Origin of the sequence: Pseudomonas sp. BRG-100 (assembly GCF_000737955.1) — a bacterium.
GTDB lineage: Bacteria > Pseudomonadota > Gammaproteobacteria > Pseudomonadales > Pseudomonadaceae > Aquipseudomonas > Aquipseudomonas synxantha_A.
The window spans coordinates 3,530,257-3,552,467 of the sequence record NZ_JPRX01000001.1; the positions used below are offsets into that span (position 1 = coordinate 3,530,257).

Annotated in this window: 20 protein-coding genes; 13 read left to right on the plus strand and 7 right to left on the minus strand. The window is 59.3% G+C overall.

Annotated elements, in window-relative coordinates; genetic code table 11:
• Window positions 1-179 precede the first annotated feature (179 nt).
• The 4 genes from JH25_RS11815 to JH25_RS11800 all read left to right on the plus strand — a co-directional run bounded on the left by JH25_RS11815 (window position 180) and on the right by JH25_RS11800 (window position 4,688).
• A complete protein-coding gene (locus JH25_RS11815) occupies window positions 180-827 on the plus strand; it encodes a DUF1120 domain-containing protein (protein ID WP_032878801.1) in 648 nt (215 codons plus the stop codon).
• A 178-nt stretch (window positions 828-1,005) separates the two neighbouring features.
• On the plus strand, window positions 1,006-1,635 hold the full coding sequence (locus JH25_RS11810; protein WP_032878802.1) for a fimbria/pilus chaperone family protein: 630 nt from the start codon (window positions 1,006-1,008) through the stop codon (window positions 1,633-1,635).
• Between the two features lie 7 nt (window positions 1,636-1,642).
• The gene (locus JH25_RS11805) at window positions 1,643-4,144 is read left to right on the plus strand and encodes a fimbria/pilus outer membrane usher protein (RefSeq protein ID WP_177327407.1); all 2,502 of its coding nucleotides are present in this window, start codon (window positions 1,643-1,645) and stop codon (window positions 4,142-4,144) included.
• Window positions 4,110-4,688 (plus strand): hypothetical protein, encoded by a 579-nt coding sequence (locus JH25_RS11800; RefSeq protein ID WP_050549377.1) that lies wholly within the window; start codon window positions 4,110-4,112, stop codon window positions 4,686-4,688. Before JH25_RS11805 ends, JH25_RS11800 begins: the two co-directional genes overlap by 35 nt.
• On the opposite strand, the gene JH25_RS11795 is transcribed toward JH25_RS11800, so the two are convergent.
• Genes JH25_RS11795 through JH25_RS11780 form a run of 4 tightly spaced genes read right to left on the minus strand, consistent with a single transcriptional unit; the run spans window position 4,660 to window position 7,499 of the window.
• Complete coding sequence (locus JH25_RS11795; protein WP_032878805.1) at window positions 4,660-5,397, minus strand: amino acid ABC transporter ATP-binding protein; 738 nt, start codon at window positions 5,395-5,397, stop codon at window positions 4,660-4,662. The two genes, JH25_RS11800 and JH25_RS11795, sit on opposite strands and share 29 nt — an antisense overlap.
• Complete coding sequence (locus JH25_RS11790) at window positions 5,384-6,034, minus strand: amino acid ABC transporter permease (RefSeq protein WP_032878807.1); 651 nt, start codon at window positions 6,032-6,034, stop codon at window positions 5,384-5,386. Before JH25_RS11790 ends, JH25_RS11795 begins: the two co-directional genes overlap by 14 nt.
• Window positions 6,031-6,699, minus strand: coding sequence for an amino acid ABC transporter permease (locus JH25_RS11785; RefSeq protein ID WP_032878808.1), 669 nt, complete (start codon window positions 6,697-6,699; stop codon window positions 6,031-6,033). The genes JH25_RS11790 and JH25_RS11785 overlap by 4 nt, the downstream gene beginning before the upstream one ends.
• Before the next feature lie 14 nt (window positions 6,700-6,713).
• Window positions 6,714-7,499 carry a transporter substrate-binding domain-containing protein gene (locus JH25_RS11780; protein WP_032878810.1) on the minus strand — a complete coding sequence of 262 codons (786 nt, stop codon included), beginning with the start codon at window positions 7,497-7,499 and terminating at the stop codon, window positions 6,714-6,716.
• Window positions 7,500-7,754: 255 nt separating this feature from the next.
• On the opposite strand from JH25_RS11780, the gene JH25_RS11775 reads away from it, so the two are divergent.
• From JH25_RS11775 to JH25_RS11750, 6 genes are all read left to right on the plus strand, one after another.
• Window positions 7,755-8,450 carry a FadR/GntR family transcriptional regulator gene (locus tag JH25_RS11775; protein ID WP_032878811.1) on the plus strand — a complete coding sequence of 232 codons (696 nt, stop codon included), beginning with the start codon at window positions 7,755-7,757 and terminating at the stop codon, window positions 8,448-8,450.
• A 120-nt stretch (window positions 8,451-8,570) separates the two neighbouring features.
• Window positions 8,571-8,900, plus strand: a complete 330-nt coding sequence (gene trxA / locus JH25_RS11770; protein WP_032881181.1) for a thioredoxin TrxA — start codon at window positions 8,571-8,573, stop codon at window positions 8,898-8,900.
• Between the two features lie 234 nt (window positions 8,901-9,134).
• Window positions 9,135-10,394: a transcription termination factor Rho gene (rho, locus tag JH25_RS11765; RefSeq protein WP_003176825.1), complete on the plus strand. Its 1,260-nt coding sequence runs from the start codon at window positions 9,135-9,137 to the stop codon at window positions 10,392-10,394.
• A 156-nt stretch (window positions 10,395-10,550) separates the two neighbouring features.
• Complete coding sequence (locus tag JH25_RS11760) at window positions 10,551-12,533, plus strand: acyltransferase family protein (protein ID WP_032878812.1); 1,983 nt, start codon at window positions 10,551-10,553, stop codon at window positions 12,531-12,533.
• A 59-nt stretch (window positions 12,534-12,592) separates the two neighbouring features.
• Window positions 12,593-14,059, plus strand: coding sequence for a 4-hydroxy-3-polyprenylbenzoate decarboxylase (ubiD, locus tag JH25_RS11755; RefSeq protein WP_003195329.1), 1,467 nt, complete (start codon window positions 12,593-12,595; stop codon window positions 14,057-14,059).
• Complete coding sequence (locus tag JH25_RS11750; protein WP_032878813.1) at window positions 14,059-15,027, plus strand: CDP-6-deoxy-delta-3,4-glucoseen reductase; 969 nt, start codon at window positions 14,059-14,061, stop codon at window positions 15,025-15,027. The genes ubiD and JH25_RS11750 overlap by 1 nt, the downstream gene beginning before the upstream one ends.
• A gap of 121 nt (window positions 15,028-15,148) precedes the next feature.
• On the opposite strand, the gene JH25_RS11745 is transcribed toward JH25_RS11750, so the two are convergent.
• Window positions 15,149-15,631 carry a hypothetical protein gene (locus tag JH25_RS11745; protein WP_005792403.1) on the minus strand — a complete coding sequence of 161 codons (483 nt, stop codon included), beginning with the start codon at window positions 15,629-15,631 and terminating at the stop codon, window positions 15,149-15,151.
• 326 nt (window positions 15,632-15,957) lie between these two features.
• Here JH25_RS11745 and JH25_RS11740 point away from each other — a divergent pair, with 326 nt between their 5' ends.
• Together JH25_RS11740 and JH25_RS11735 are read left to right on the plus strand one after the other, a co-directional pair.
• Window positions 15,958-18,345 carry a TonB-dependent receptor plug domain-containing protein gene (locus JH25_RS11740; protein ID WP_032878814.1) on the plus strand — a complete coding sequence of 796 codons (2,388 nt, stop codon included), beginning with the start codon at window positions 15,958-15,960 and terminating at the stop codon, window positions 18,343-18,345.
• Window positions 18,346-18,372: 27 nt separating this feature from the next.
• A complete protein-coding gene (locus JH25_RS11735) occupies window positions 18,373-19,026 on the plus strand; it encodes a gamma-glutamylcyclotransferase (RefSeq protein WP_032878816.1) in 654 nt (217 codons plus the stop codon).
• Here the strand turns inward: JH25_RS11735 and glpT are convergent.
• Both glpT and JH25_RS11725 read right to left on the minus strand, forming a co-directional pair.
• Window positions 19,023-20,360: a glycerol-3-phosphate transporter gene (glpT, locus tag JH25_RS11730; protein WP_032878817.1), complete on the minus strand. Its 1,338-nt coding sequence runs from the start codon at window positions 20,358-20,360 to the stop codon at window positions 19,023-19,025. The two genes, JH25_RS11735 and glpT, sit on opposite strands and share 4 nt — an antisense overlap.
• A 292-nt stretch (window positions 20,361-20,652) precedes the next feature.
• A complete protein-coding gene (locus JH25_RS11725; RefSeq protein ID WP_032878818.1) occupies window positions 20,653-21,630 on the minus strand; it encodes an NADPH:quinone oxidoreductase family protein in 978 nt (325 codons plus the stop codon).
• A gap of 150 nt (window positions 21,631-21,780) precedes the next feature.
• Here JH25_RS11725 and JH25_RS11720 point away from each other — a divergent pair, with 150 nt between their 5' ends.
• Window positions 21,781-22,188 (plus strand): flagellar basal body-associated protein FliL, encoded by a 408-nt coding sequence (locus JH25_RS11720; RefSeq protein WP_032878819.1) that lies wholly within the window; start codon window positions 21,781-21,783, stop codon window positions 22,186-22,188.
• Window positions 22,189-22,211: the final 23 nt, after the last annotated feature.

The window sequence follows — 22,211 nt, forward strand, 5'->3', positions numbered from 1 at the left end:
ATAAATACCGTGCTGTCTGATTTTTTATCCGGGCATCTACGCGCCAGACTGTCACTCGGCAATTCTGCCGGGGTGTTATTTATTTATAGTTTTTGTATCAGGGACAATAAGCTGTTGGGCGACGGAGTCGCCAAAACCAAAATAAAGAGCGCCTGCTAACTTCAAGTGACAGGACGAACATGAAAAAAATTATTGGATTGACTTTCGGCATCGCATGTCTGGCTGCGACCCTGCAGGTTCAGGCAAACACGAGCGCCCAGTTAGTCGTCAGGGGGACGATCACGCCTGCAGCGTGCAACCTCAGCCTGGCGGGCAGTGGCATCATCGACTACGGCACTATTCGCTCCGGCGAATTGTCTCGCACGGCATTCAACCCCCGTGAAGAGAGGACCACGTCTCTGGTTATCAACTGCGGCACTACGCCTGCCAGGTTCGGGCTCACCTTTACCGATCTGCAAGCGGGGAGCAAGGTGGCAGGCATCTTGGAGGCGGGCTTTTCCGAAGCGCAGAATTTCGGTCTGGGGATGGCAGCGTCCCGGCGCACTGGTGGCTATTCGGTCACCCTCAGGGACCTCCGCTCTACCGGAACAACGTTGTTTCCGATCATGCGCACCGGGCTCGGTGCCTGGCAGAACAGCGACGGCAGGGTTGCCCAATCGCCCAGCCAGTACTCCTGGCGTAATAGCGTGACCGTCACCCCTGCCGCTATTAGCCAGCTGACAGCCACGGTGGCGGTGAAAGCAGTGATCAACAAGGCCCAGGACTTGGACCTGAGCCGCGACATCTCCATAGATGGGCGCGCCACGCTTGTATTGAGTTACATCTAAACAACCGAAAGCAGCCGATCAAGAAAGCCAACCCTTTCTTGTTGGCTGTTTTTCTTTGGGCGTTGGATGGCCAAACGTCAACTTCATAAGTTGTGGGGAATATTGAGTGCGTGTTTTTTTAATAAGTCTTACGTGGCTATGGAGTGTGTTTTTCAGTGTGGTTGCTACGGCGGACGGGATGTTGCCGGAAACAACTGTGGTCGTGCTTTACGAAGAAGTTGGCGAAGCCTCGATCAATATCAAGAACACCGATGCAGGGCCGGCGTTGCTTCATTCTGTTATTGAAAACGTGCCTGAAGATCTGGAGCCGCTACTGATTGTCACGCCTCCCATTACCCGTGTGGAAGCGGGGGATACGCAACTGGTGCGTTTCATCAGCACGTTGAAGCAGCCGCTCAAGACCCAACGGCTCAAGCGCGTATCTTTTGAGGGCATTCCCCAGGCGCGTGCCGCGGACGGTGCGACCATCGGTATCACTCTTCGGCAGAATCTGCCGTTGATCCTGCATCCCAAAGACTTGCCACGCCACCAAACGCCGTGGGAGCTGCTGAGGTGGGAACGGGTCGCAGAGCGACTCACCGTCCACAACGACAGCGCTTACGTCGTACGCCTGGCGCCGCATGTGCAGCTGCTTCCACAAGGCGTTCAAGCCACACTGCCGCGCACCTATGTCTTGCCGGGTGAGGCATTGGCGTTGAAGGTTGACGGTGCTTTGAGCGATGTGGCGCAGGTTGAGATTCAACCCGCCACGGTCTATGGATTTTCGGTAGATAGCTACCGTGCACCGGTCAACACAGATGCGCGTTGATCGGTTCATGATCGTTTCTTCGGCGCGCGGTATTGCTGGCCCGTTCCGGCCCTGCAAATCCAGATTGTTCATTGGGCTCACGGTGCTATGGGGTTTGCCTGGCATGACGGCTGCGCTGGAGCTTGGTGAGGGATTTGACCTGGCTGCGCTGACGACCCACGGCATAGACCCCCAGGTCTCCGATTACTTTCGCAGTGCGGCGCGCTTTCGTGAAGGTATTCAAATGGTGGGATTGCGCGTCAATGGCAACCCCCTTGGGCTGGTTGATGCTCGGTTCGATTCGCAGGGAGGGCTGTGTTTCACTCCCGGGTTGCTGGAGAAGGCGGGGTTGGTAAAGCCTCGGGAGATCATTCGAGAAGGCGCCACGCCCGATCAGGCGTGTCATGACTTCCTCGGTGCGTTCCCGGCGACCATGGTGCGCTTGCGCCCCGGTACTGACGAAGTGGCGCTGGTGGTGCCGACCCAGGCTTTGCGTGAACCCGAATGGGAGAGCGGGCGTTCTTCCCGGGGCGGCGCGGCCGCGTTGTTCAACTATGACGTACTGGGTTATGACAGCCACTCGCGTAGCGGCCCGACCCGGTTCGTGTCGGCCTATACCGAAGCGGGCTTCAACCTGGATGACTGGATTGTTCGCAGTCGCCAGTTCTATGTGTCCGACAACGGCCATACCCGTACCGAGCACCTGCATGCCTATGCCCAACGGGATATCGCCGCGTTGCAGTCGACCTTCCAGGTGGGCCAGCTCTCCAGTAATAACCCGCTGTTTGGCGGGATCCAGCTGTCCGGCTTGCAGTTCTCCCCTGATGGGCAGTCCAGGGCCCCGGCGGGCGGCAATAATGCGGTGGTCGAAGGCTTGGCCCAAAGCCAGTCGCGAGTTGAAGTGCGCCAGTCCGGGGTGTTGATCCACAGTACATTGGTGCCCGAAGGGCCGTTTCGGTTGACGGGGGTACCGCTGCTCAATGGCACCAGTGACCTTGATGTCAGTGTGATTGACGTGCGTGGCGCCAGGCGCAGTTTTGTCGTGCCGGCGGCTTCGTTCGCGGGTGCTGCCCCATCGGCGCCGGGCTATTACTTTTCGATTGGCCAGCTGCGCAAAACTGCAGGTGAAGAGGGGCCATCACCGGTGGTCGCCATGGGCAGTGGCACCTGGGGGCTGGGGCGCGATGCGTCTGCGGGTTTTGGCTTGTTGAGTACCGATGACTATTGGGCCGCAGGTGGCACTCTGAGCAGTGTATTTTTCCAGCGGGTCTCTGTGAGCGCACGACATAACCTGTCCCGAGATAGCCCCAACGCGGTGTCCGGGTCACGCAGCAGCGTCTCCGTGAGTAGCCCACTGGTTGCCTATCTAGATGTCAACTTAAGTGCAACCACCCAGACGCGCGGTTATCGCGAGGTCACTGAGGCAGGTCGGTCGCTCAGGGGCGATGAGCTGAACTCGCACTTCAAGAACCAATACACCGCGGGCATGAGCTGGGCCGACCCCACACTGGGCATATTTTCGCTGAACTACACTCGCAGTGCTCAATTTGGCGGGCAGACGAGCGAGCACGTATTCGCCTCCTGGAATAAGTCGTTCGGTCGCGTCGATGTCGCATTTATCGCGGACTCGCAAGTGGGCGGTACGCGGGCCCGCCGAGACGCCCCACTGGATGGCAGCCGGCGTGACAGTGCCTTGGATCACGACTTGTCCTTGCGGTTGCAGGTCAGCGTGCCGCTAGGCGGGGATCGGCGTGTGAGCAGCTTCACGAGCCGCCGTGGGGACCACTTCACTGCGGGTACCGCGCTCAGCGAAAGGGTCAACGAGTATGTGAATTACGAAGTCGGCATCGAGCGTGACATGCGGGCCCGGGAGCAGTCAGTGCGCGGGCGGGTGGACCTGTTGCCGCGCTATACCCAAGTGGGCCTGGGCGTCAGCCGCGATTCCCTGGGCACCAGCTATACCGGGCAGTTGCGGGGCGGTGCAGTGGCGCATGAAGGCGGGGTGACCTTATCGCCTTATAGCGTGCAAGACACGTTCGGCATCGTCTCGGTCGGCGATATCGGCTCCGCAAAAATCCAGACGCCGCAAGGCCCTGTCTGGACCGACTTCAACGGCCAAGCGGTGATCGCGGGCTTGCCGGCCTACACCAACAGCCGAGTCGAAGTGCAGACTCAATCCTTGCCCAAACGAGTGGACCTGAAAAACGGCACCCAAGTGCTTACGGCGGGCCGAGGTTCGTTCAATACCGTGGATTTTGACGTAGTGAAAGTACGCCGAATGCTGGTGACTGCGAGCGATCAGCACGGCCGACCGTTACCTCAGGGCGCTTCGGTATTGGGCAAGGGCAACCGCTTTCTCACCAGCGTAGTAGGTGAGGGCATGATTTTCCTCAACGACGTTACGGAGTCGCAAAGCTTGCGGGTTTCATTGCCGGACTCTTCCACTTGCCTACTGCACATTGACCCTGAGGCCAAGCCTGACAATGACAAATTTTATGAAGCCGCATCGGCTGTATGCCGAGGTGATTAAAAAGGCCCTGAGCCCGCCCTTGGCGCTGTTTTGCACACTGCTGGCGCCGTTTGATGCGATGGCTGAAAACTGCCACCTGTCGCTGGGCCAGCCGCGTATCGACTATGGCCAGATACGCAGGGATGCCCTGGTTGAAACCACTACCGTGGTACTGGCAACCCGCTCGTTGAGTGTCAATGTACTCTGCGCCGAGCCTGCGGCCATGGCGTTGCGTTTTGTTGGCGCGGCAGCCGATGGGCAGGGATTTCGGTTCGGTCGCGAGGGGCATTTGCGGCTGAGTATCAAGCATGCCCAGGTAGATGGGCGTACCGTCGGGTGGTCGGCTGCCCACGTGCCAGGTGAGGCGGACAGAGGCCAGTTGTTGCCCGGCCAGGTTTTGGTGGCTCGAGCAGCAGGGGGGCCGGTGGTAGGGCGGCGACTCACCGCCCAGGTCGATATCGATACCCAATTGCCCTTCGATGCCTTGTCGGTGCGCAGGGAGACGCACCTGGAGGCACGGGGCATTTTTGAACTGGTCAGCCCGGCTGTTCAACCGAGCCAATGAAGTTGGCGAGCTCTACGGTACCAGGGTTGGCAAACAACACCTTCGGGTCGCCGGTTTCATGCACTTTGCCTTGGTGCATGAACACCACTTTGTCGCCAACTTCCCGGGCAAAGCGCATTTCATGGGTGACCATGATCAGCGTCATGCCGTCCTGGGCCAGTTGACGCACCACGCTGAGCACCTCATTGACCAACTCCGGGTCCAGGGCCGAGGTAATCTCATCGCACAACAGCACCTTGGGTGACATGGCCAGCGCGCGGGCAATGGCGACCCGTTGCTGCTGACCACCGGACAGCCGATCGGGGAAGGCGTCGAACTTCTCGCCCAGCCCAACGCGTTCGAGCATTTGCCTGGCCAACTGTACCGCTTTGGCCTTGGGCACTTTTTGCACCACTTGCGGTGCCAGCATCACGTTTTCGCCGACGCTCAGGTGCGGGAACAGGTTGAACTGCTGGAACACCATGCCGACTTTCTGCCTCAGGCTGCGCAGGTCGGCGCGGGCGGCATCAAGGTATTCGCCATCGACTTCGATCACACCGTCATTGATCGACTCCAGGCCATTGAGGGTACGCAGCAAGGTGGACTTGCCCGAGCCGCTGCGGCCGATGATCGCCACAACCTGGCCTTCTTCCACCGTCAGGTCGATGCCCTTGAGGACGTGATGATCGCCGTAATACTTATGCAGGGCGGAAATTCTAAGCAGAGGCATGCAGTCTCCTTTCCAGGTAGCGCGCACTGAGGGACAAGGGGTAGCAGAGCAGGAAATAACCGAGGGCCACCAAGCCGTAGACCATAAACGGCTCGAAGGTGGCGTTGGCGAGCATGCCGCCGGTCTTGGTCAGTTCGGTGAAGCCGATGATCGAGGTCACGGCGGTGCCTTTGACCACCTGCACCGAGAAACCCACCGTTGGCGCGACGGCAATGCGCAGCGCTTGGGGCAGGATCACAAAACGCAGTTGCTCAAAAGGGTTCAGGGCCAGACTGGCCGAGGCTTCCCATTGGCCATGGGCGATGGAGTCCACGCAACCGCGCCAGATTTCGGCCAGGTAAGCGCTGGTGAACAGGGTCAATGCGATTGCAGCTGCCAGCCAGGGCGATATGTCCACGCCAAGCAGGGCAACGCCGAAAAACACCAGGAACAACTGCATCAGCAAGGGCGTGCCCTGGAACAGTTCGATATAGGTGCGGGCAATATTGCGTGGGAAAGCTTTGCGGCTGATGCGCATCGTCATCACCAGCAGGCCGATCAGGCCACCGCCCACAAATGCTACCAGTGACAGCAGCAGGGTCCACTGCAGGCCAGTGAGCAGGTTGCGCACGATGTCCCAGAGGGTGAACTCACTCATCGACTGTTCCTCATCACAAACCGCCGGCCGATCCAGTTGAGCAGTTGGCGAATCAGCAGCGCCATGCACAGATACACCAGGGTGGTCAGGGCATAGGTTTCAAAGGCGCGGAAATTACGCGACTGGATAAAGTTGGCGGCAAAGCTCAATTCTTCGGTGGCGATCTGCGAACACACCGCCGAACCGAGCATCACAATGATGATCTGGCTGCTCAGGGCCGGCCACACCTTGCCCAGCGCCGGTAGCAGTACCACGTGACGGAACGCTTCGAAGCGCGTCATCGCCAGCGCGGCGGCGGCTTCCAATTGCCCGCGCGGGATGGCCTGGATCCCGGCGCGGATGATCTCGGTGGAGTACGCCCCCAGGTTGATCACCATTGCCAGCACAGCGGCTTGCCACTCGGTGATTTTCAACCCCAGGGACGGCAGGCCGAAGAAAATAAAGAACAACTGCACCAGAAACGGCGTGTTGCGGATCAATTCGACATACACACCAAAGATCCATGCAAACGGCTGGATCTTCCAGGCCCGCACCACTGCACCGACGGTGCCCAGTGCTACCCCAAGGAGGGCGCCGATGGCCGTCAGTTCAAGGGTAAACAACGCGCCGCGCAGCAGCAGGTCGGTATTGGCCAGCACCGGCACAAAGTCGAATTGATAGGCCATCGTTCAACTCCGCTTCAGAGGTCAGCAGGCAGCGGTTCTTTGAGCCACTGCAGCGCGTTTTTTTCCAGGCTGCCGTCCGCCTTGGCCGCAACCAGGATCTGGTTGACCTTCTCCAGCAGCGCCGGCTCGTTCTTGTTCACGCCTACGTACACCGGCGAATCCTTGAGCTTCACCTTCAGCGCGGGGACGCGTTTGGGGTTGCGTTCGCTGATTGCGACCATGACCACGTTGCCGCTGGCGATCAGGTCGACCTGGCCGGCCAGGTAAGCGGCGATGGTTGAGTTGTTGTCCTCAAAGCGCTTGATCGTGGCTTCCTTGGGCGCCACGGCGGTCAGCTCGATATCCTCGATGGCGCCGCGGGTCACGCTGATAGTCTTGCCCTTGAGGTCGTCGGTGGTGCTGATTGCCGCCTCGGGTGGACCGAACACCGCGAGGTAGAACGGCGCGTAAGCCTTGGAGAAATCAATGACCTTTTCGCGTTCGGGGTTTTTGCCCAGGCTGGAGATCACAAGGTCCACCTTGCCGGTGGTAAGGAACGGAATGCGGTTGGTGCTGTTGACCGGGGTCAGTTCCAGCTTGACCTTGAGCTGGTCGGCCAGCAGCTTGGCGGTGTCGATGTCCAGGCCACGTGGCTGCATATTGGGGCCGACCGAACCAAACGGCGGGAAGTCCTGGGGCACGGCGACCTTGAGGGTGCCACGGGCGACGATATCGTCCAGACCATTAGCCTGGGCGGGTGCCTGGCTCAGCATCAGGCTGGCAAACAGGGCAGTGAGCAGGGCGCTGTAGCGCTTGGTCATGGCAACTCTCCGAAAAAGGCGAAGGAATTTTCTGAGTTTGCTCAGTGCACAGCCCATGCCAGCTCTCTCGGAATGGTCTGTAAGGCACGGATTCGTTGAAGTGCCATGGTCTTACTGGTCTGAACAGTTGCGAGATTTTTCGCACCCTTTTCGAGCGCCGTAAAAAACGCACGGGCCCCTTTGGGGCGTGGCTTGCCGACAGACTTCAATAGCTTTACAACTAGCTCTTCAGCTGACGGGAACCTTGAGTTTTTTATGAATTCCATTGCCCAAGCCGTACCGGAAGCGGCCTTGCAAGCCATCCGCAAACTGATCAAGGAGCAAGGCTTTGGGCCGGGCGAGGCATTGCCTTCGCAACGCGATTTGGCGATGCGGTTGGGCGTGAGCCGGGCGTCGTTGCGCGAGGCCTTATCGTCCTTGAGCGCATTGGGTGTGGTCAGTGTACAGCCGGGCAAGGGCGTGTTCGTGCTGGCGCCGGACCCGCCATCCGAGCTCGCCTGGCCGTTTGCGGCGCAGGCCACACCGCTGGACATCTTCCAACTGCGTTACGCGCTTGAAGGGTTCGCTGCGGGTTTGGCGGCAGTCACATTGACCACGAACGAGCTCGACAGCCTGGAAGACAATGTCGAGGCGATGCGCAAGGTCCTCAAAGCGGGTGACTTCGAAGCCGCCGCCCGGCTGGACTTTGAATTTCACCAGCGCATCCTGTTGGCCAGCGGCAACCAGGCCATGGTGAGTATTCTCAGTGCCAGCGCCGAGGTGTTTCTGGAGAGCCAGAAACTACCGTTCATCCGGCCGGAGCGAGCCATGGAGACCTGGCAGGAGCATCGCAAAATCCTGCGCGCCTTGGCCCGGCGCAGCAGTGCGGCAGCGCAGAAAACCATGCAGGAACACGTTCGCAATGCGGCGTTGCGAACAGGCATCGTGTTTGTGACTGCCGTGACGCCATGAGTTGGCTATATCCCCACTCATGCAACGCCATAGCAAGACTCAATCAGAGGCGGCTTCCTGAACGAGGGAAGGGCAGCTATGATGGGCAACGTTTTTTTTGCTTACAATCCGGAGACATCCATGAGCAACGATCTTATCAAGCACGTCACCGACGCGACCTTTGAGGCCGAAGTACTCAAGGCTGCTGGCCCGGTGCTGGTTGACTACTGGGCTGAATGGTGCGGCCCTTGCAAAATGATCGCTCCGGTTCTGGACGACATTGCAACCACCTACGAAGGCAAACTGACCATTGCCAAACTGAACATCGACGAAAACCAGGAAACCCCGGCCAAGCACGGCGTGCGTGGTATTCCGACCCTGATGCTGTTCAAGAACGGCAACGTCGAGGCCACCAAGGTTGGCGCGCTGTCCAAGTCGCAACTGGCTGCATTCCTCGACGCGAACATCTAAGCGTCGTCAAAAAAGCCCCGAAAATCTCGGGGCTTTTTCGTAAAGCAGGGCTAGACGCTCCGAAACTCAGGTGGTACATTCGGCCCCGCACTGGTTTCTCCACTGCCCCCTGCAAGCCGTCGCCGACGCATTCCTTTTCGATTAGTACGCGATCCTGTCGCCTTCTCTGCGGCGCGGCCTCATTAAGCCAAAAGCTTAATTTCCCCCCTCCATAAATGATTACGTCATTCCTATATGAATCTGACTGAACTCAAGCAAAAGCCGATTACCGACCTGCTCCAACTGGCCGAAGAAATGGGCATAGAAAATATGGCCCGTTCGCGCAAGCAGGACGTGATTTTCTCCCTGCTCAAGAAGCACGCGAAAAGCGGCGAGGAAATCTCCGGTGATGGCGTGCTGGAGATTCTCCAGGACGGCTTCGGCTTCCTCCGCTCCGCAGACGCTTCCTATCTCGCCGGCCCAGACGATATCTATGTCTCGCCGAGCCAGATCCGTCGCTTCAACTTGCGCACCGGTGACACCATCGTTGGCAAGATCCGTCCTCCGAAGGAGGGCGAGCGGTATTTCGCCCTGCTCAAGGTCGACACGATCAACTTCGATCGCCCCGAGAACGCGAAAAACAAGATTCTCTTCGAGAACCTGACCCCGTTGTTCCCGACCGTGCGCATGAAGATGGAAGCCGGTAACGGTTCCACCGAAGACTTGACCGGTCGTGTGATCGACCTGTGCGCCCCGATCGGCAAAGGCCAGCGTGGCCTGATCGTCGCACCGCCGAAAGCCGGTAAAACGATCATGCTGCAGAACATTGCAGCGAACATCGCCCGTAACAATCCTGAAGTTCACCTGATCGTACTGTTGATCGATGAGCGTCCGGAAGAAGTGACCGAGATGCAGCGCACCGTGCGCGGCGAAGTGGTTGCCTCGACGTTCGATGAGCCGCCAACCCGCCACGTGCAGGTAGCCGAAATGGTGATCGAAAAGGCCAAGCGCCTGGTCGAACACAAGAAGGACGTGGTGATCCTGCTCGACTCCATCACCCGTCTGGCCCGTGCCTACAACACTGTGATCCCGAGCTCCGGCAAGGTATTGACCGGTGGTGTCGATGCCCACGCCCTGGAGAAACCGAAACGTTTCTTCGGCGCCGCGCGCAACATCGAAGAAGGCGGCTCGCTGACCATTATCGCCACCGCGCTGGTTGAAACCGGCTCGAAGATGGACGAGGTGATCTACGAAGAGTTCAAGGGTACCGGCAACATGGAGCTGCCCCTGGACCGTCGCATTGCTGAAAAGCGTGTGTTCCCGGCGATCAACATCAACCGCTCCGGCACTCGCCGCGAAGAGTTGCTGACCGCTGACGACGAGCTGCAGCGTATGTGGATCCTGCGCAAGCTGCTGCATCCGATGGACGAAGTGGCTGCCATCGAGTTTCTGATCGACAAGCTGAAAACCACCAAGACCAACGACGAGTTCTTCCTGTCGATGAAACGCAAGTAATACAGCGTTTCAGGTCCAAAAAAATGGCGCCCTTAATGGGGCGCCATTTTTTTTGCGTCGAGATTCTGCGATTTTTGTGGCATAAGTATCCGTTAAGTAACAAAAATTGACGCGTGACTTCGCTCATCCCTTTCGTCGCAGACTGACCACATTCTTATGACCACCCTTGCTTACCGCAGAGACATCGATGGCCTGCGTGCCATCGCTGTCCTTGCAGTCGTGTTGTTCCACTTTGGTGTCCCTGGCATTACTGGCGGTTTTGTTGGCGTTGACGTCTTCTTCGTCATCTCGGGCTTTCTAATCACGTCAATTATCTGGCGAGAGCGTCAAGCTGGACGCTTCAGTTTCATCGACTTCTGGGCTCGCCGTGCCCGACGTATCTTGCCCGCGCTGTTTGTGATGATCGCCGCGACACTGGCAGTGGGTTGGTTTCTGTTGGCGCCCAAGGACTATGAAGAGTTGGGGCGGTCTGCGCATTATCAGGTGACCTTTACCTCGAACCTGTTGTTCTCGCGCCAGCACGGCTATTTCGATGCCTCATCGGACATCAAGCCCTTGCTGCATACCTGGTCATTGGCGGTAGAAGAGCAGTTCTATATTTTCTTCCCATTGCTGCTGACCTTGCTTTCCAGCCGTTTGAAGCACTGGCGCCTGGCATTGTTCGCGGTGCTGCTGGCGTCGTTTGGCATGAGCGTCTGGGCGGTTCAGCATGAGCCACAGAAAGCTTTCTTCCTGTTGCATCTGCGGGCCTGGGAGCTACTGGCCGGTGCGATGCTGGCGGTGCAGCCCAAGCGTGAATGGCGCGCCTCGCCGGCCTTGGCGCAAGGAATCAGCCTGGCTTCCCTGGCATTGATCCTCATCGCTGTATTGGGTTACGACGCGAAAACGCCGTTCCCAGGCGCGACTGCGTTGTTGCCTGTGCTGGGTGTGGTCGGGTTGATCTGGGCCAACGGCCAGCAACAGACTTGGGTCGCTCGCCTGTTGGGCACGCGGATCATGGTGGGTATCGGGCTGATCTCTTATTCCTGGTACCTCTGGCACTGGCCGGTATTCGTGTACGCCAACTACGCCGCGGTGGATGGCTTGAGCGCGCTGGAACTGGCGGGGCTGATGCTGCTTTCGCTGGTGCTGGGCTATCTGTCCTGGCGCTTCGTGGAAACGCCGTTCCGGGAAAAACGTTTGCTGGCTTCGCGTAAGGCGATTCTGGCGTCAGCCATGGTCGGCATTCTGGGGCTGGGCTTCACTGGCCTTGCGATACGCGAAGCTGACGGCGTGCCTTCGCGCTTGTCCGAGCAGGCGTTGCGCTTTGCCCAAGCCAAGAAGTGGAGCCCGGACCTGCTGGCGTGCATGGCCGACAAAGATACGCCCGATGAACGCTTGTTCTGCCATTTCGGCCCCAAAGACCAATCGGTTTCAGCGTTGGTATGGGGTGACAGTCACGCTACCGCGCTGATACCGGCACTCAAAGAGGGCGCTGATCGTCACGATATCAGCCTGGTCGAAGCCAGTTTTGCCGGCTGTATTCCCCTCGATGGCCTGGAGAATATTGCCCGCTGCGCGCATTTCAACCGTCGCGTCGAGAAGGCCATGGCTGAGCAGACATTCAGCGATGTGGTGTTGGCCGCCCGCTGGAGCCTGTATGTGTATGGGCAAATGTCGGGTGACAAGGAGCATGCGCTCAAAGACCCCGGCACTGGCCAGTATGTGCGTGCCGTCGCCGAGCAACGCTTCGCCCAAGGCTTGCGTGAACGCATCCAGGGTTTGCGTGCTGCCGGCCATAAGGTCTGGCTGGTCAAGGAAGTGCCGCTGCAGGAAATCATCGTGCCTTACCGTCTCAGCCGGTTGGCGATGATGAACCGGCCCGTGAGTGGTGAAGGGCTGGCCGTGGCCGAGCATGTGAAGCGCCAGGCGTTCATCACGCAATTGTTTGACGAACTGGCGGCTGCCGACAGTGGTGTCGCGGTGCTGGACCCTGCGCCCCTGCTGTGCGGCGCCGATGGTTTGTGCCGGGTCGAACTCAATGGTCGCGCGCTGTATACCGACGATAACCATCTGTCAGACGTGGGGGCGCGACACATTGAAGCCTTCCTTGAGCCATTGTTCAGTTCGTTGCAATCACGCAGCTTGACGGCCAATTAAGCTGCCAGCCGCCCTCAGAGCAGGTAGGATGTACGCCTATTTTACGGGTGGCATGGTTAATGAAATTCAAGGATCTTCGGGATTTCGTGCAGCAACTTGAGCAGCGCGGAGAGTTGAAACGTATCCAGATGCCGATTTCTCCGGTACTGGAAATGACTGAGATTTGCGACCGCACCTTGCGCAACAAGGGCCCGGCGCTGCTGTTCGAAAACCCGACCGGCTTTGATATCCCGGTGCTGGGCAACCTGTTCGGTACGCCCGAGCGCGTAGCCTTCGGCATGGGTGCCGAGTCGGTCAGCGAGCTGCGCGAGATCGGCAAGTTGCTGGCGTTTCTCAAGGAGCCCGAGCCGCCCAAGGGCTTGAAGGACGCCTGGTCGAAGTTGCCGATCTTCCGCAAGATCATCGCCATGGCGCCCAAGGTGGTCAAGGATGCGGTGTGCCAGGAAGTGGTCATCGAAGGCGATGATGTCGATTTGGCCATGCTCCCGGTCCAGACGTGCTGGCCGGGCGATGTCGGCCCGCTGATCACGTGGGGCCTGACTGTCACCAAAGGCCCGAACAAGGATCGCCAGAACCTCGGCATCTACCGTCAGCAAGTCATTGGCCGCAACAAGGTGATCATGCGTTGGCTGAGCCACCGTGGCGGCGCACTCGACTTCAGAGAGTGGTGTGAAAAACACCCGGGCAAGCCGTTCCCGGTGTCCGTGGCCCTGGGGGCCGACCCGGCGACCATTCTCGGCGCCGTGACACCTGTGCCCGATAGCTTGTCCGAATACGCCTTCGCCGGCCTGTTGCGCGGTAATCGCACCGAATTGGTCAAGTGCCGCGGTAACGACTTGCAGGTGCCGGCTACCGCCGAAATTATCCTCGAGGGCGTGATTCACCCGGGTGAGATGGCCGATGAAGGCCCTTACGGCGACCACACCGGCTATTACAACGAAGTCGACAGCTTCCCGGTGTTCACCGTCGAGCGCATCACCCATCGGGTCAAACCGATCTACCACAGTACCTACACGGGGCGTCCACCCGATGAGCCGGCGATTCTCGGAGTGGCGCTCAACGAAGTGTTCGTACCGATCCTGCAGAAGCAATTTCCGGAAATCACCGACTTCTACCTGCCGCCCGAGGGCTGTTCGTACCGCATGGCCATCGTGACCATGAAGAAGTCGTATCCGGGCCATGCCAAGCGCGTCATGTTGGGTGTGTGGTCGTTTTTGCGACAGTTCATGTACACCAAGTTCGTTATCGTGACCGACGACGACATCAATGCGCGGGACTGGAACGACGTGATCTGGGCCATCACCACGCGCATGGACCCCAAGCGCGATACGGTGATGATCGATAACACGCCGATCGACTACCTCGACTTTGCCTCGCCGGTATCGGGCTTGGGTTCGAAAATGGGCCTGGATGCCACCCACAAATGGCCGGGTGAAACCACTCGCGAGTGGGGCCGGGTGATCGTCAAGGATGAAGCCGTCACCGCGCGTGTCGATGCGATCTGGAAAGAATTGGGAATAGATTGATGCGTGTAACCCTGCAACCTTCCGGCGCTGTACTGGAGCTGGTCCCTGGCGAACGAATCCTCGAAGGTGCACGCCGCCTGGGGTACGAATGCCCCCAGGCCTGCCGCAATGGCGTGTGCCATGTGTGTGCGGCGTTGCTGGTGGAGGGCCGGGTAAGCCAAGCTGGTGAAGTGCGCGACCATGGCGAGTTCTATACCTGCATCGCCGAGCCGCTGGAAGACTGCATTGTGTTGTGGGATGGCGTACTCGCGCCAGGAGAGTTGCCGTTGCGCAAATTGTCATGCCAATTGATCGAGTGCGTGGAAGTCGGCGGCGATGTCTGGCGTGTGCGCCTGCGCGCCCCGGCCGGTAAGGCGGTGCGTTACCACGCCGGGCAATACTTGATGCTCGAACGGGAGAACGGCGAGAAATCGGCGTTCTCCCTGGCTTCTGCACCCCATGCCGGGCGTGAGTTGGAGCTGCATGTGCTGGTGCGCGAGGACAGTGCGCGCAACCTTATCGAACAATTGCAGCGCAACCAGATGGCCCGTGTGGAACTGCCGTTCGGTGACACCCACCTGGCCGAGTTGCCGGACGGACCACTGGTGCTGATGGCCGCCGGTACCGGTATGGCGCAGATGCACAGTCTGATCGAGCACTGTCGCGCTTCGGGCTTCAAGCACCCGGTGCACCTGTACTGGGGCGTAAGGCGCCCGGAAGATTTCTACCAGATCGAGCACTGGGATCAGTGGCTGCAACTGCCCAATCTGTTCCTGCACAAAGTGGTCAGCGACCTCTGTGGCTGGGAAGGGCGCTGCGGTTTGCTGCACGAGGTGGTGTGCGAGGACATTGCCGATCTCAATAGCGTGCATGTCTACGCCAGTGGTTCGCCAGCAATGATCTACGGCACCCTGGATGCATTGGTCGATGCCGGTATGGATGCGCACCGTATGCGCGCCGATGTCTTCGCCTATGCCCCACGGCCCTGAAGTGTTGCGCTGAATAATGTGGGAGCTGGCTTGCCTGCGATAGCGGTGGGTCAGTATCTCATTTGCCGACTGGCGCACCGCTATCGCAGGCAAGCCAGCTCCCACAGCGGTCAGTGTCGTGTCAGAAGCGTAAGCCAGTCGTCACCATCGCTGCATTGAACCCCAGCAACACCAGCTCCGCCGCGACCGGCCCGTAATGGGTACCCACGGACGGAATGATCACTGGCGCTACGCCAAAACGATTCAAGGGGATCTTGTCGCGATACTCGCCGCGATAGCCCTGGATCAACCCACCGGTCAACTTCGCATACACCGGGTAGTCGGCCATGTCGTAGCGCTTGCCCGCATAGGCATAGTACGAGCGTTGGCGGAACGAGTTGCGAAAGGTCACCCCGCCATACACCAGGCCCGACGCCTCATTGCGCTCCAGGCCGATCAGGTCCTGTTTGTTGTTGTGTTGCGGGTCGGGTGCAAAGTGCCGGGTGTAGACGCTTGTCTGGGCGTACCAGAAGCCTTTGTCGTCAGTCGCCGTTGGCGTTTCGCTAGCCAGTGCAGTGGTGGCCTGGGCAAGCAGTAACAGGCCAGGCAATCGGAATTTTTTCATGGCGACCTCGGTAGTCGATTTGATGAACGGCTAAGTGGGTCGTTACAGGCGCGCCAGTTTGACGGCTTGGCACGCGCCCAGGCTGAACCGGGGCTGAAAGTACCGGGATTAGCCGCGTGGATCCTGACGAATGGGTGAGCGTGCTTATGCTTTTGCTTATTCTTTTAAGGTATTTATTCTGGATGATGAATATCTTTAAGCTATATCGCAACGGACTACCGACTTCACCGACCATAACCAGATACTGACCGCCACCGCCCGCCAGCCGGATCGATCGTACGAACTTCGCGCATTGCAGTTCTATTTTTGATTCAAAGGGGAGCGGTATGGGGAGCTACAGGAAACACGCGCTATACACGGCGATTTTGTCGGCCAATTTGCTGACCGTTGTGGGATTCAATCCAGTTCTGGCAGACGAAACTTCTGCGGTTGATGCACCTAAACTCGACACTGTGATCGTCACCGGCACCCGCGCCCAAGAGCGCACCGCCAGTGCATCGCTGTCGCCAATCGACGTAATCTCCGGTGAAAACCTGCGCAGTACCGGCTCCGATGAGCTGGGTGCCGTATTGGCGCGGCTGATACCGTCGATCAACTTCCCCCGGCCAAGCCTGGTGGACGGGGCCGAACTGGTGCGTCCGGCGCAGTTGCGCGGTTTGTCGCCGGACCAGGTGTTGGTACTGGTCAACGGCAAGCGTCGACATACCAGTGCCTTCGTCAACCTGGGCGGTGCGGTTGGGCGCGGTTCGGCCCCGGCAGACTTGAATGCTATCCCGCTGTCGGCGGTGGACCATATCGAGGTGCTGCGCGACGGCGCTTCTGCCCGTTACGGCTCCGACGCGATCGCCGGGGTGATCAACGTGATCCTCAAAAACGCCGACCATGGCGGCTCGGTGTCCAGCAAGTTTGGCGAGTACAAAAAGGGTGATGGCATCCAGCGTAATGTCAGTGGTAATACGGGCCTGGCATTGGGCGACAATGGCTTTATCAACCTGTCTGCCGAAGGCGCCGACAACGACTACACCAACCGCGCCGGCGACGATTACCGCCCAGGCAGTATTGGCTCCACCACCTACGGCCAGCGTGTGTTCCGCCAAGGTGAGCCGGCCACCAATGAAGGCAAATTCCAGTTCAACTCGGAATATTCCTTCAGCGATGCAGCCGAGTTCTACACCTTCGGTGGCTACAGCAAGCGCCGCGGTGAGACGGCGGCCTTCTACCGTGCGAGCAACGCATCCAACAACATCAAGGCGCTAAACCCCAACGGCTACCTGCCACTGATCAAAGGCAACCTGGAAGACACCTCGCTGGTGGTGGGCCTGCGCGGCCTGCTGGCCTACGACTGGCATTACGACTTGTCGGCCAACTACGGCAAGAATCAGTACGAACTGGGCACCGAAACCATCAACACCTCCCTGGGCCTGGCAACGCCGCGCAAGTTCAACAACGGCACCCTGAGCAACGATCAAAAGCAAGTCAGCCTGGACCTGTCCCGTGAGTTCGATGTGGGCTTTCTGCCGTATCCGGTCTCTGTGGCGTTCGGCGGTGAATACCTGCATCAGGGCTATGAAATCGAGGCGGGCGAGCCAGCGTCCTATTACCAGACCGGCAGCTCCGGCCTGGGCGGTTTCCGCGATGCCGATGCCGGCACCAGCACGCGGCATAACTGGGCACAGTACCTGGACCTGGAAACCAACTTCACCGAAAAACTCAGCGCCTCGGCCGCCGTGCGCCATGAGGATTACAGTGACTTTGGCTCCAACGTCAGCGGCTCGCTGTCGGCCCGCTACGACTTCACCCCCCAGGTGGCCTTGCGCGGCAGCATCTCCAACGGTTTCCGTGCGCCGTCCCTGGCCCAGCAGAATTTTGCCTACACCTCATCGCAGTTGATCGGCAGCACCATCCAGGAAGCCGGCACCTTCCCGGCCAACAGCCAGGTGGCACGCCTGCTCGGTGCCGAGGACCTCAAGGCCGAGAAGTCGCGCAACTACAGCCTCGGCCTGGTGCTGGAGCCGGCCGATGACCTGACCGTCACGCTCGATGTGTACCGCATCGACATCCGCGACCGCATCAGCCTGTCCTCCAACCTCAATCTCAACCCGGCCACGGTTGCCTACCTGCAAGCCAACGGTGTCGGCAATATCAACTACACCACCGCCCGGTACTTCACCAACGCCACGGACACCAGCACCGATGGCGTCGACCTCGTGGCCAATTATCGCTACCAGTTCGATAACGGCATCCGTTGGAACAGCACCCTGGGCTATAACTACAACCACACCAAGGTCACCGATGTGAAAGCCAACCCTGCGGTACTCGATAGCCTGGGGGCCAACCTGGTGCGAGTGGACCGTCGCGAACGTATCGGCTTGCTGGGCGACACCACACCCCAGCACAAACTGAGCCTGGGCAACGACTTCACCTTCGGCCAGTGGGCGCTGCACAGCAACCTGGTGCGCTATGGCGAGTTCACCAGCTATCAGGCGGACAAGATCAACGACCAGACTTTCAAGGCCGCCTGGGTGCTGGACCTGTCAGCCGACTACAAGCTCAAGAACTGGACCTTCACCCTGGGTGGCGACAACGTTACCGACAAATACCCAGAGAAGGTTAATGCTTACGCCAGCAGCGGCGGCAATCTCGCCTACAGCACTTTTTCGCCGTACGGTTACAGCGGCGCGTTCTATTACGGTAAAGTCGCTTACAACTGGTAACACACAGGAGGCGCACCGCTTTTCGCCATGACCGCCATTGAAACCGATCTTCTGCAATTGGCTTACCCTCCGCGGCTCGATCTGGGGCCGCAACTCACTCACGAACAATTGATGAGCTCGATGCAAGCCACCATGGCTCGGCACAAGGGTGGGCCGGTGTGGCTGTTTGCGTATGGTTCGCTGATCTGGCGCCCTGAGTGCTCGTCGACCGAGCGGGTGCGGGCTCGGGTTCACGGTTATCACCGTGGCCTGTATTTGTGGTCACACGAGCATCGCGGTACGCCGGAGCTGCCGGGGTTGGTGTTTGGGCTGGATCGCGGTGGTTCCTGCAGCGGGTTTGCCTACCGCTTGCCGGAGGACCAGTTGGAGGCCTCGCTTTACGCCCTATGGCAGCGTGAGATGCCTTACCCCTCGTACCGGCCGCACTGGCTCAGTTGCCGATTGGAAGATGGCAGCACCGTGCAGGCGTTGGGGTTTGTTCTGGAGCGGCACTTGCCCAGCTATGCCGGCAACTTGCCCGATATTGTGCTTAATCATGTGCTGCAAAGCGCTTGCGGGCGTTACGGCACGACTCGCGATTATGTCGAGCAGACCGTGAACGCCCTGCGTAGCCACGCCATGCCAGATAAAAACCTGGAGGCGCGGCTCAAGCGTTGTGCCAAAGATTGCTCTGCCGATTAACGCGCCGAGCTGACGCTGTTGGTGTGCCACAGCGTGGGGATCAGGAACGCGATCGCCAGTACACAGGCACCAATCAGCAGCACGAAACCACCGTCCCAGCCGAAATGGTCAACCGTGTAGCCCATGGCCGCACTGGCTGCTACCGAACCGCCCAGGTAACCGAACAAGCCGGTGAAACCCGCGGCAGTGCCGGCGGCTTTTTTCGGTGCCAGCTCCAGCGCCTGCAGGCCGATCAGCATGACCGGGCCGTAGATCAGGAAGCCGATTGAGAACAGCGCAATCATGTCGATCATCGGGTTGCCCGGCGGGTTGAGCCAGTAAACCAGGGTCGCCACGGTGACCAGCGCCATGAACACGATACCGGTCAGGCCGCGATTGCCACGGAAGATTTTGTCCGACATCCAGCCGCACAACAACGTGCCTGGGATACCGGCCCACTCATAGAAGAAATACGCCCAGGACGACTTATCGACCGTGAAGTGCTTGGCTTCTTTCAAGTAGGTCGGCGCCCAGTCCAGTACGCCGTAGCGCAACAGGTAGACGAACACGTTGGCGAAGGCGATGTACCACAGCATTTTGTTGCGCAGCACGTACTTGACGAAGATTTCCTTGGCGCTGAATTCGTCTTCGTGGCTGGCGTCGTAGCCTTCCGGGTAATCGTTCTTGTACTTCTCGATAGGCGGCAAGCCCACCGATTGCGGGGTGTCGCGCATGGTGATGAAGGCAAACGCCGCGACCGCCAGGGCCACGGTGGCCGGCACGTAGAAGGCAGCATGCCAGTCGTTGAACCACGCCATGCCCAGCAGGAACAGCGGGCCGATCAAGCCACCGCCGACGTTATGCGCCACGTTCCACACGGACACCACGCCGCCGCGTTCTTTCTGCGACCACCAGTGCACCATTGTCCGCCCACTCGGCGGCCACCCCATGCCCTGGGCCCAGCCGTTGATGAACAGCAAAATGAACATCATGGTCACGCTGGACGTTGCCCAAGGTGCGAAACCGAAAATGAACATCACCCCCGCTGAAACCAGCAGGCCGAACGGCAGGAAGTAACGTGGGTTGGAGCGGTCGGACACCAGCCCCATGAGGAACTTGGATAAACCGTAGGCAATCGCAATCGCCGACATCGCCAGGCCCAGTTCACCACGGGTGTAACCCTCGTCGATCAAGTAGGGCATGGCCAGGGAGAAGTTTTTGCGCAGCAGGTAGTAGCCGGCGTAACCGAAGAAAATACCAGCGAAGATCTGCCAGCGCAGCCGTCGGTAGGTACTGTCTATTTTTTCTTCAGGCAGAGGCGCCTGGTGTGCGGCAGGTCGAAAGAAAGCAAACATTCAAGAGCTCCAAATTTCTTGTTTTGACTGCGGATGCGAATGTTACAGTTTCGTTACCGAAAATAGCATCGCCTCTTATCTGCAAACACAGGAAACGAGAGCAATTGCATGTTCTTTTACGAACATGTCGTAAATAGATAAGTTGTGGTCGTAATCCGTTCTCTTGAACACCGAGGATCAAAATGTGGGAGGGGGCTTGCTCCCGATAGCGGTGGTTCAGTCACTCATGTACTCACTGACCGACTCCTATCGGGGGCAAGCCCCCTCCCACAAGGACCGCATTTCAGATCAATCAGCGTGTCTGGACGACGACCTTACCCACTGCCTTGCGCTGCCCCAGGTCATTAATCGCCTGGGCAGCCTGCTCCAGCGGATACACCTGCGACACCAACGGCTTCAACTTGCCCTCGGCATACCACGTGAACAACTGCTGAAAATTCGCCGCGTTATCCTGCGGCTGGCGCTGGGCAAACGAGCCCCAGAACACCCCAACTACCGCCGCGCCCTTGAGCAATGCCAGGTTCACCGGCAATTCGGGAATGCGCCCGCTGGCAAACCCCACTACCAGCAGGCGGCCGTTCCAGGCGATGGCGCGGACGGCCTGGTCAAACAGGTCGCCGCCCACCGGGTCGTAGATCACATCCGCGCCATTGCCGTCGGTGAGGCGTTTGATCTCGTCCTTGAGGCTGGTTTCGCTGTAGTTGATCAACTCATCAGCCCCGGCCGCCTTGGCCACCGCGAGTTTGTCGGCGCTGCTGGCGGCGGCGATCACGCGTGCGCCCATGGCCTTGCCGATTTCCACCGCGGCCAGGCCCACACCGCCGGAGGCGCCTAGCACCAGCAGGGTCTCACCGGGTTGCAGGTTGGCGCGCTGTTTAAGCGCGTGCATCGAGGTGCCGTAGGTCATGCTGAAGGCGGCGGCGATGTTGAAGTCCATGCTCGGCGGAATCGGCAGCACGTTATAGCCAGGCACCGCGACCTGCTCGGCAAAGCTGCCCCAACCGGTCAACGCCATTACGCGGTCACCGACCTTCAAGTGGCTGACTTTCTCACCCACCTCGCTGACCACGCCCGCCGCTTCGCCACCGGGTGAGAATGGAAAGGGCGGCTTGAACTGGTACTTGCCCTCGATGATCAGGGTATCCGGGAAGTTCACCCCGGCCGCGTGCACGTCCAGCAGGATTTCGTTCTTCTTGATCGCAGGGCTGGCGATCTCTTCCAGCACCAGGGTTTCGGCGGGGCCGAAGGCTTTGCACAGCACAGCTTTCATCGGACTATTCCTTTTGGCATCGTGGCCGATAAGTGTAGGAGGGTGCGCCCGTGGGTCAACGAGCATACCCGCGCCTGATAAGCCCCCATAAGCTTGTGCTCAGCCTTGCTAGCGTTATGCTACCGGGCAAACGAATTCGAGGAATGAACTGTGAAAGCGTGGATCCTGTTGATGCTGGCCCTGACGTTGCCGATGGCTGTCCAGGCCGAAGAGGCCAAGGAAGGCGAGGTGCCGAAGGTCAGCTATATCAGCCTGACGCCGCCATTCGTAGGCAACTATGGCCTGGATGGCACGGCGAAGCTCAAGGTTTACAAGGCCGATATCGCCCTGCGCGTGACCGGCACCGAAGCAGCTGCGGCGGTCAAAGCCAACGATCCGTTGATCCGCAACCAGCTGGTGGCGCTGTTTACCCAGCAGACCAGCGAGGCCATGAGTACGGTCGAAGGCAAGGAAAAGCTGCGTCAGGAAGCCCTGAAACAAACCCAGCAAGTGATGAATGACGAGACCGGCAAGCCGATGGTGGAAGATTTGCTCTTCAACAATCTGATCATCCAGTAAAGCCGGCGCTTAGCGCCATTCGC

Excerpts from the sequence above, each read along its gene's own strand:
- JH25_RS11815 (WP_032878801.1), top strand. The coding sequence starts at position 180 with ATGAAAAAAATTATTGGATTGACTTTCGGCATCGCATGTCTGGCTGCG.
- JH25_RS11810 (WP_032878802.1), top strand. The coding sequence starts at position 1,006 with ATGTTGCCGGAAACAACTGTGGTCGTGCTTTACGAAGAAGTTGGCGAA.
- JH25_RS11805 (WP_177327407.1), top strand. The coding sequence starts at position 1,643 with ATGATCGTTTCTTCGGCGCGCGGTATTGCTGGCCCGTTCCGGCCCTGC.
- JH25_RS11800 (WP_050549377.1), top strand. The coding sequence starts at position 4,110 with ATGAAGCCGCATCGGCTGTATGCCGAGGTGATTAAAAAGGCCCTGAGC.
- JH25_RS11795 (WP_032878805.1), bottom strand. The coding sequence starts at position 5,397 with ATGCCTCTGCTTAGAATTTCCGCCCTGCATAAGTATTACGGCGATCAT.
- JH25_RS11790 (WP_032878807.1), bottom strand. The coding sequence starts at position 6,034 with ATGAGTGAGTTCACCCTCTGGGACATCGTGCGCAACCTGCTCACTGGC.
- JH25_RS11785 (WP_032878808.1), bottom strand. The coding sequence starts at position 6,699 with ATGGCCTATCAATTCGACTTTGTGCCGGTGCTGGCCAATACCGACCTG.
- JH25_RS11780 (WP_032878810.1), bottom strand. The coding sequence starts at position 7,499 with ATGACCAAGCGCTACAGCGCCCTGCTCACTGCCCTGTTTGCCAGCCTG.
- JH25_RS11775 (WP_032878811.1), top strand. The coding sequence starts at position 7,755 with ATGAATTCCATTGCCCAAGCCGTACCGGAAGCGGCCTTGCAAGCCATC.
- trxA (WP_032881181.1), top strand. The coding sequence starts at position 8,571 with ATGAGCAACGATCTTATCAAGCACGTCACCGACGCGACCTTTGAGGCC.
- rho (WP_003176825.1), top strand. The coding sequence starts at position 9,135 with ATGAATCTGACTGAACTCAAGCAAAAGCCGATTACCGACCTGCTCCAA.
- JH25_RS11760 (WP_032878812.1), top strand. The coding sequence starts at position 10,551 with ATGACCACCCTTGCTTACCGCAGAGACATCGATGGCCTGCGTGCCATC.
- ubiD (WP_003195329.1), top strand. The coding sequence starts at position 12,593 with ATGAAATTCAAGGATCTTCGGGATTTCGTGCAGCAACTTGAGCAGCGC.
- JH25_RS11750 (WP_032878813.1), top strand. The coding sequence starts at position 14,059 with ATGCGTGTAACCCTGCAACCTTCCGGCGCTGTACTGGAGCTGGTCCCT.
- JH25_RS11745 (WP_005792403.1), bottom strand. The coding sequence starts at position 15,631 with ATGAAAAAATTCCGATTGCCTGGCCTGTTACTGCTTGCCCAGGCCACC.
- JH25_RS11740 (WP_032878814.1), top strand. The coding sequence starts at position 15,958 with ATGGGGAGCTACAGGAAACACGCGCTATACACGGCGATTTTGTCGGCC.
- JH25_RS11735 (WP_032878816.1), top strand. The coding sequence starts at position 18,373 with ATGACCGCCATTGAAACCGATCTTCTGCAATTGGCTTACCCTCCGCGG.
- glpT (WP_032878817.1), bottom strand. The coding sequence starts at position 20,360 with ATGTTTGCTTTCTTTCGACCTGCCGCACACCAGGCGCCTCTGCCTGAA.
- JH25_RS11725 (WP_032878818.1), bottom strand. The coding sequence starts at position 21,630 with ATGAAAGCTGTGCTGTGCAAAGCCTTCGGCCCCGCCGAAACCCTGGTG.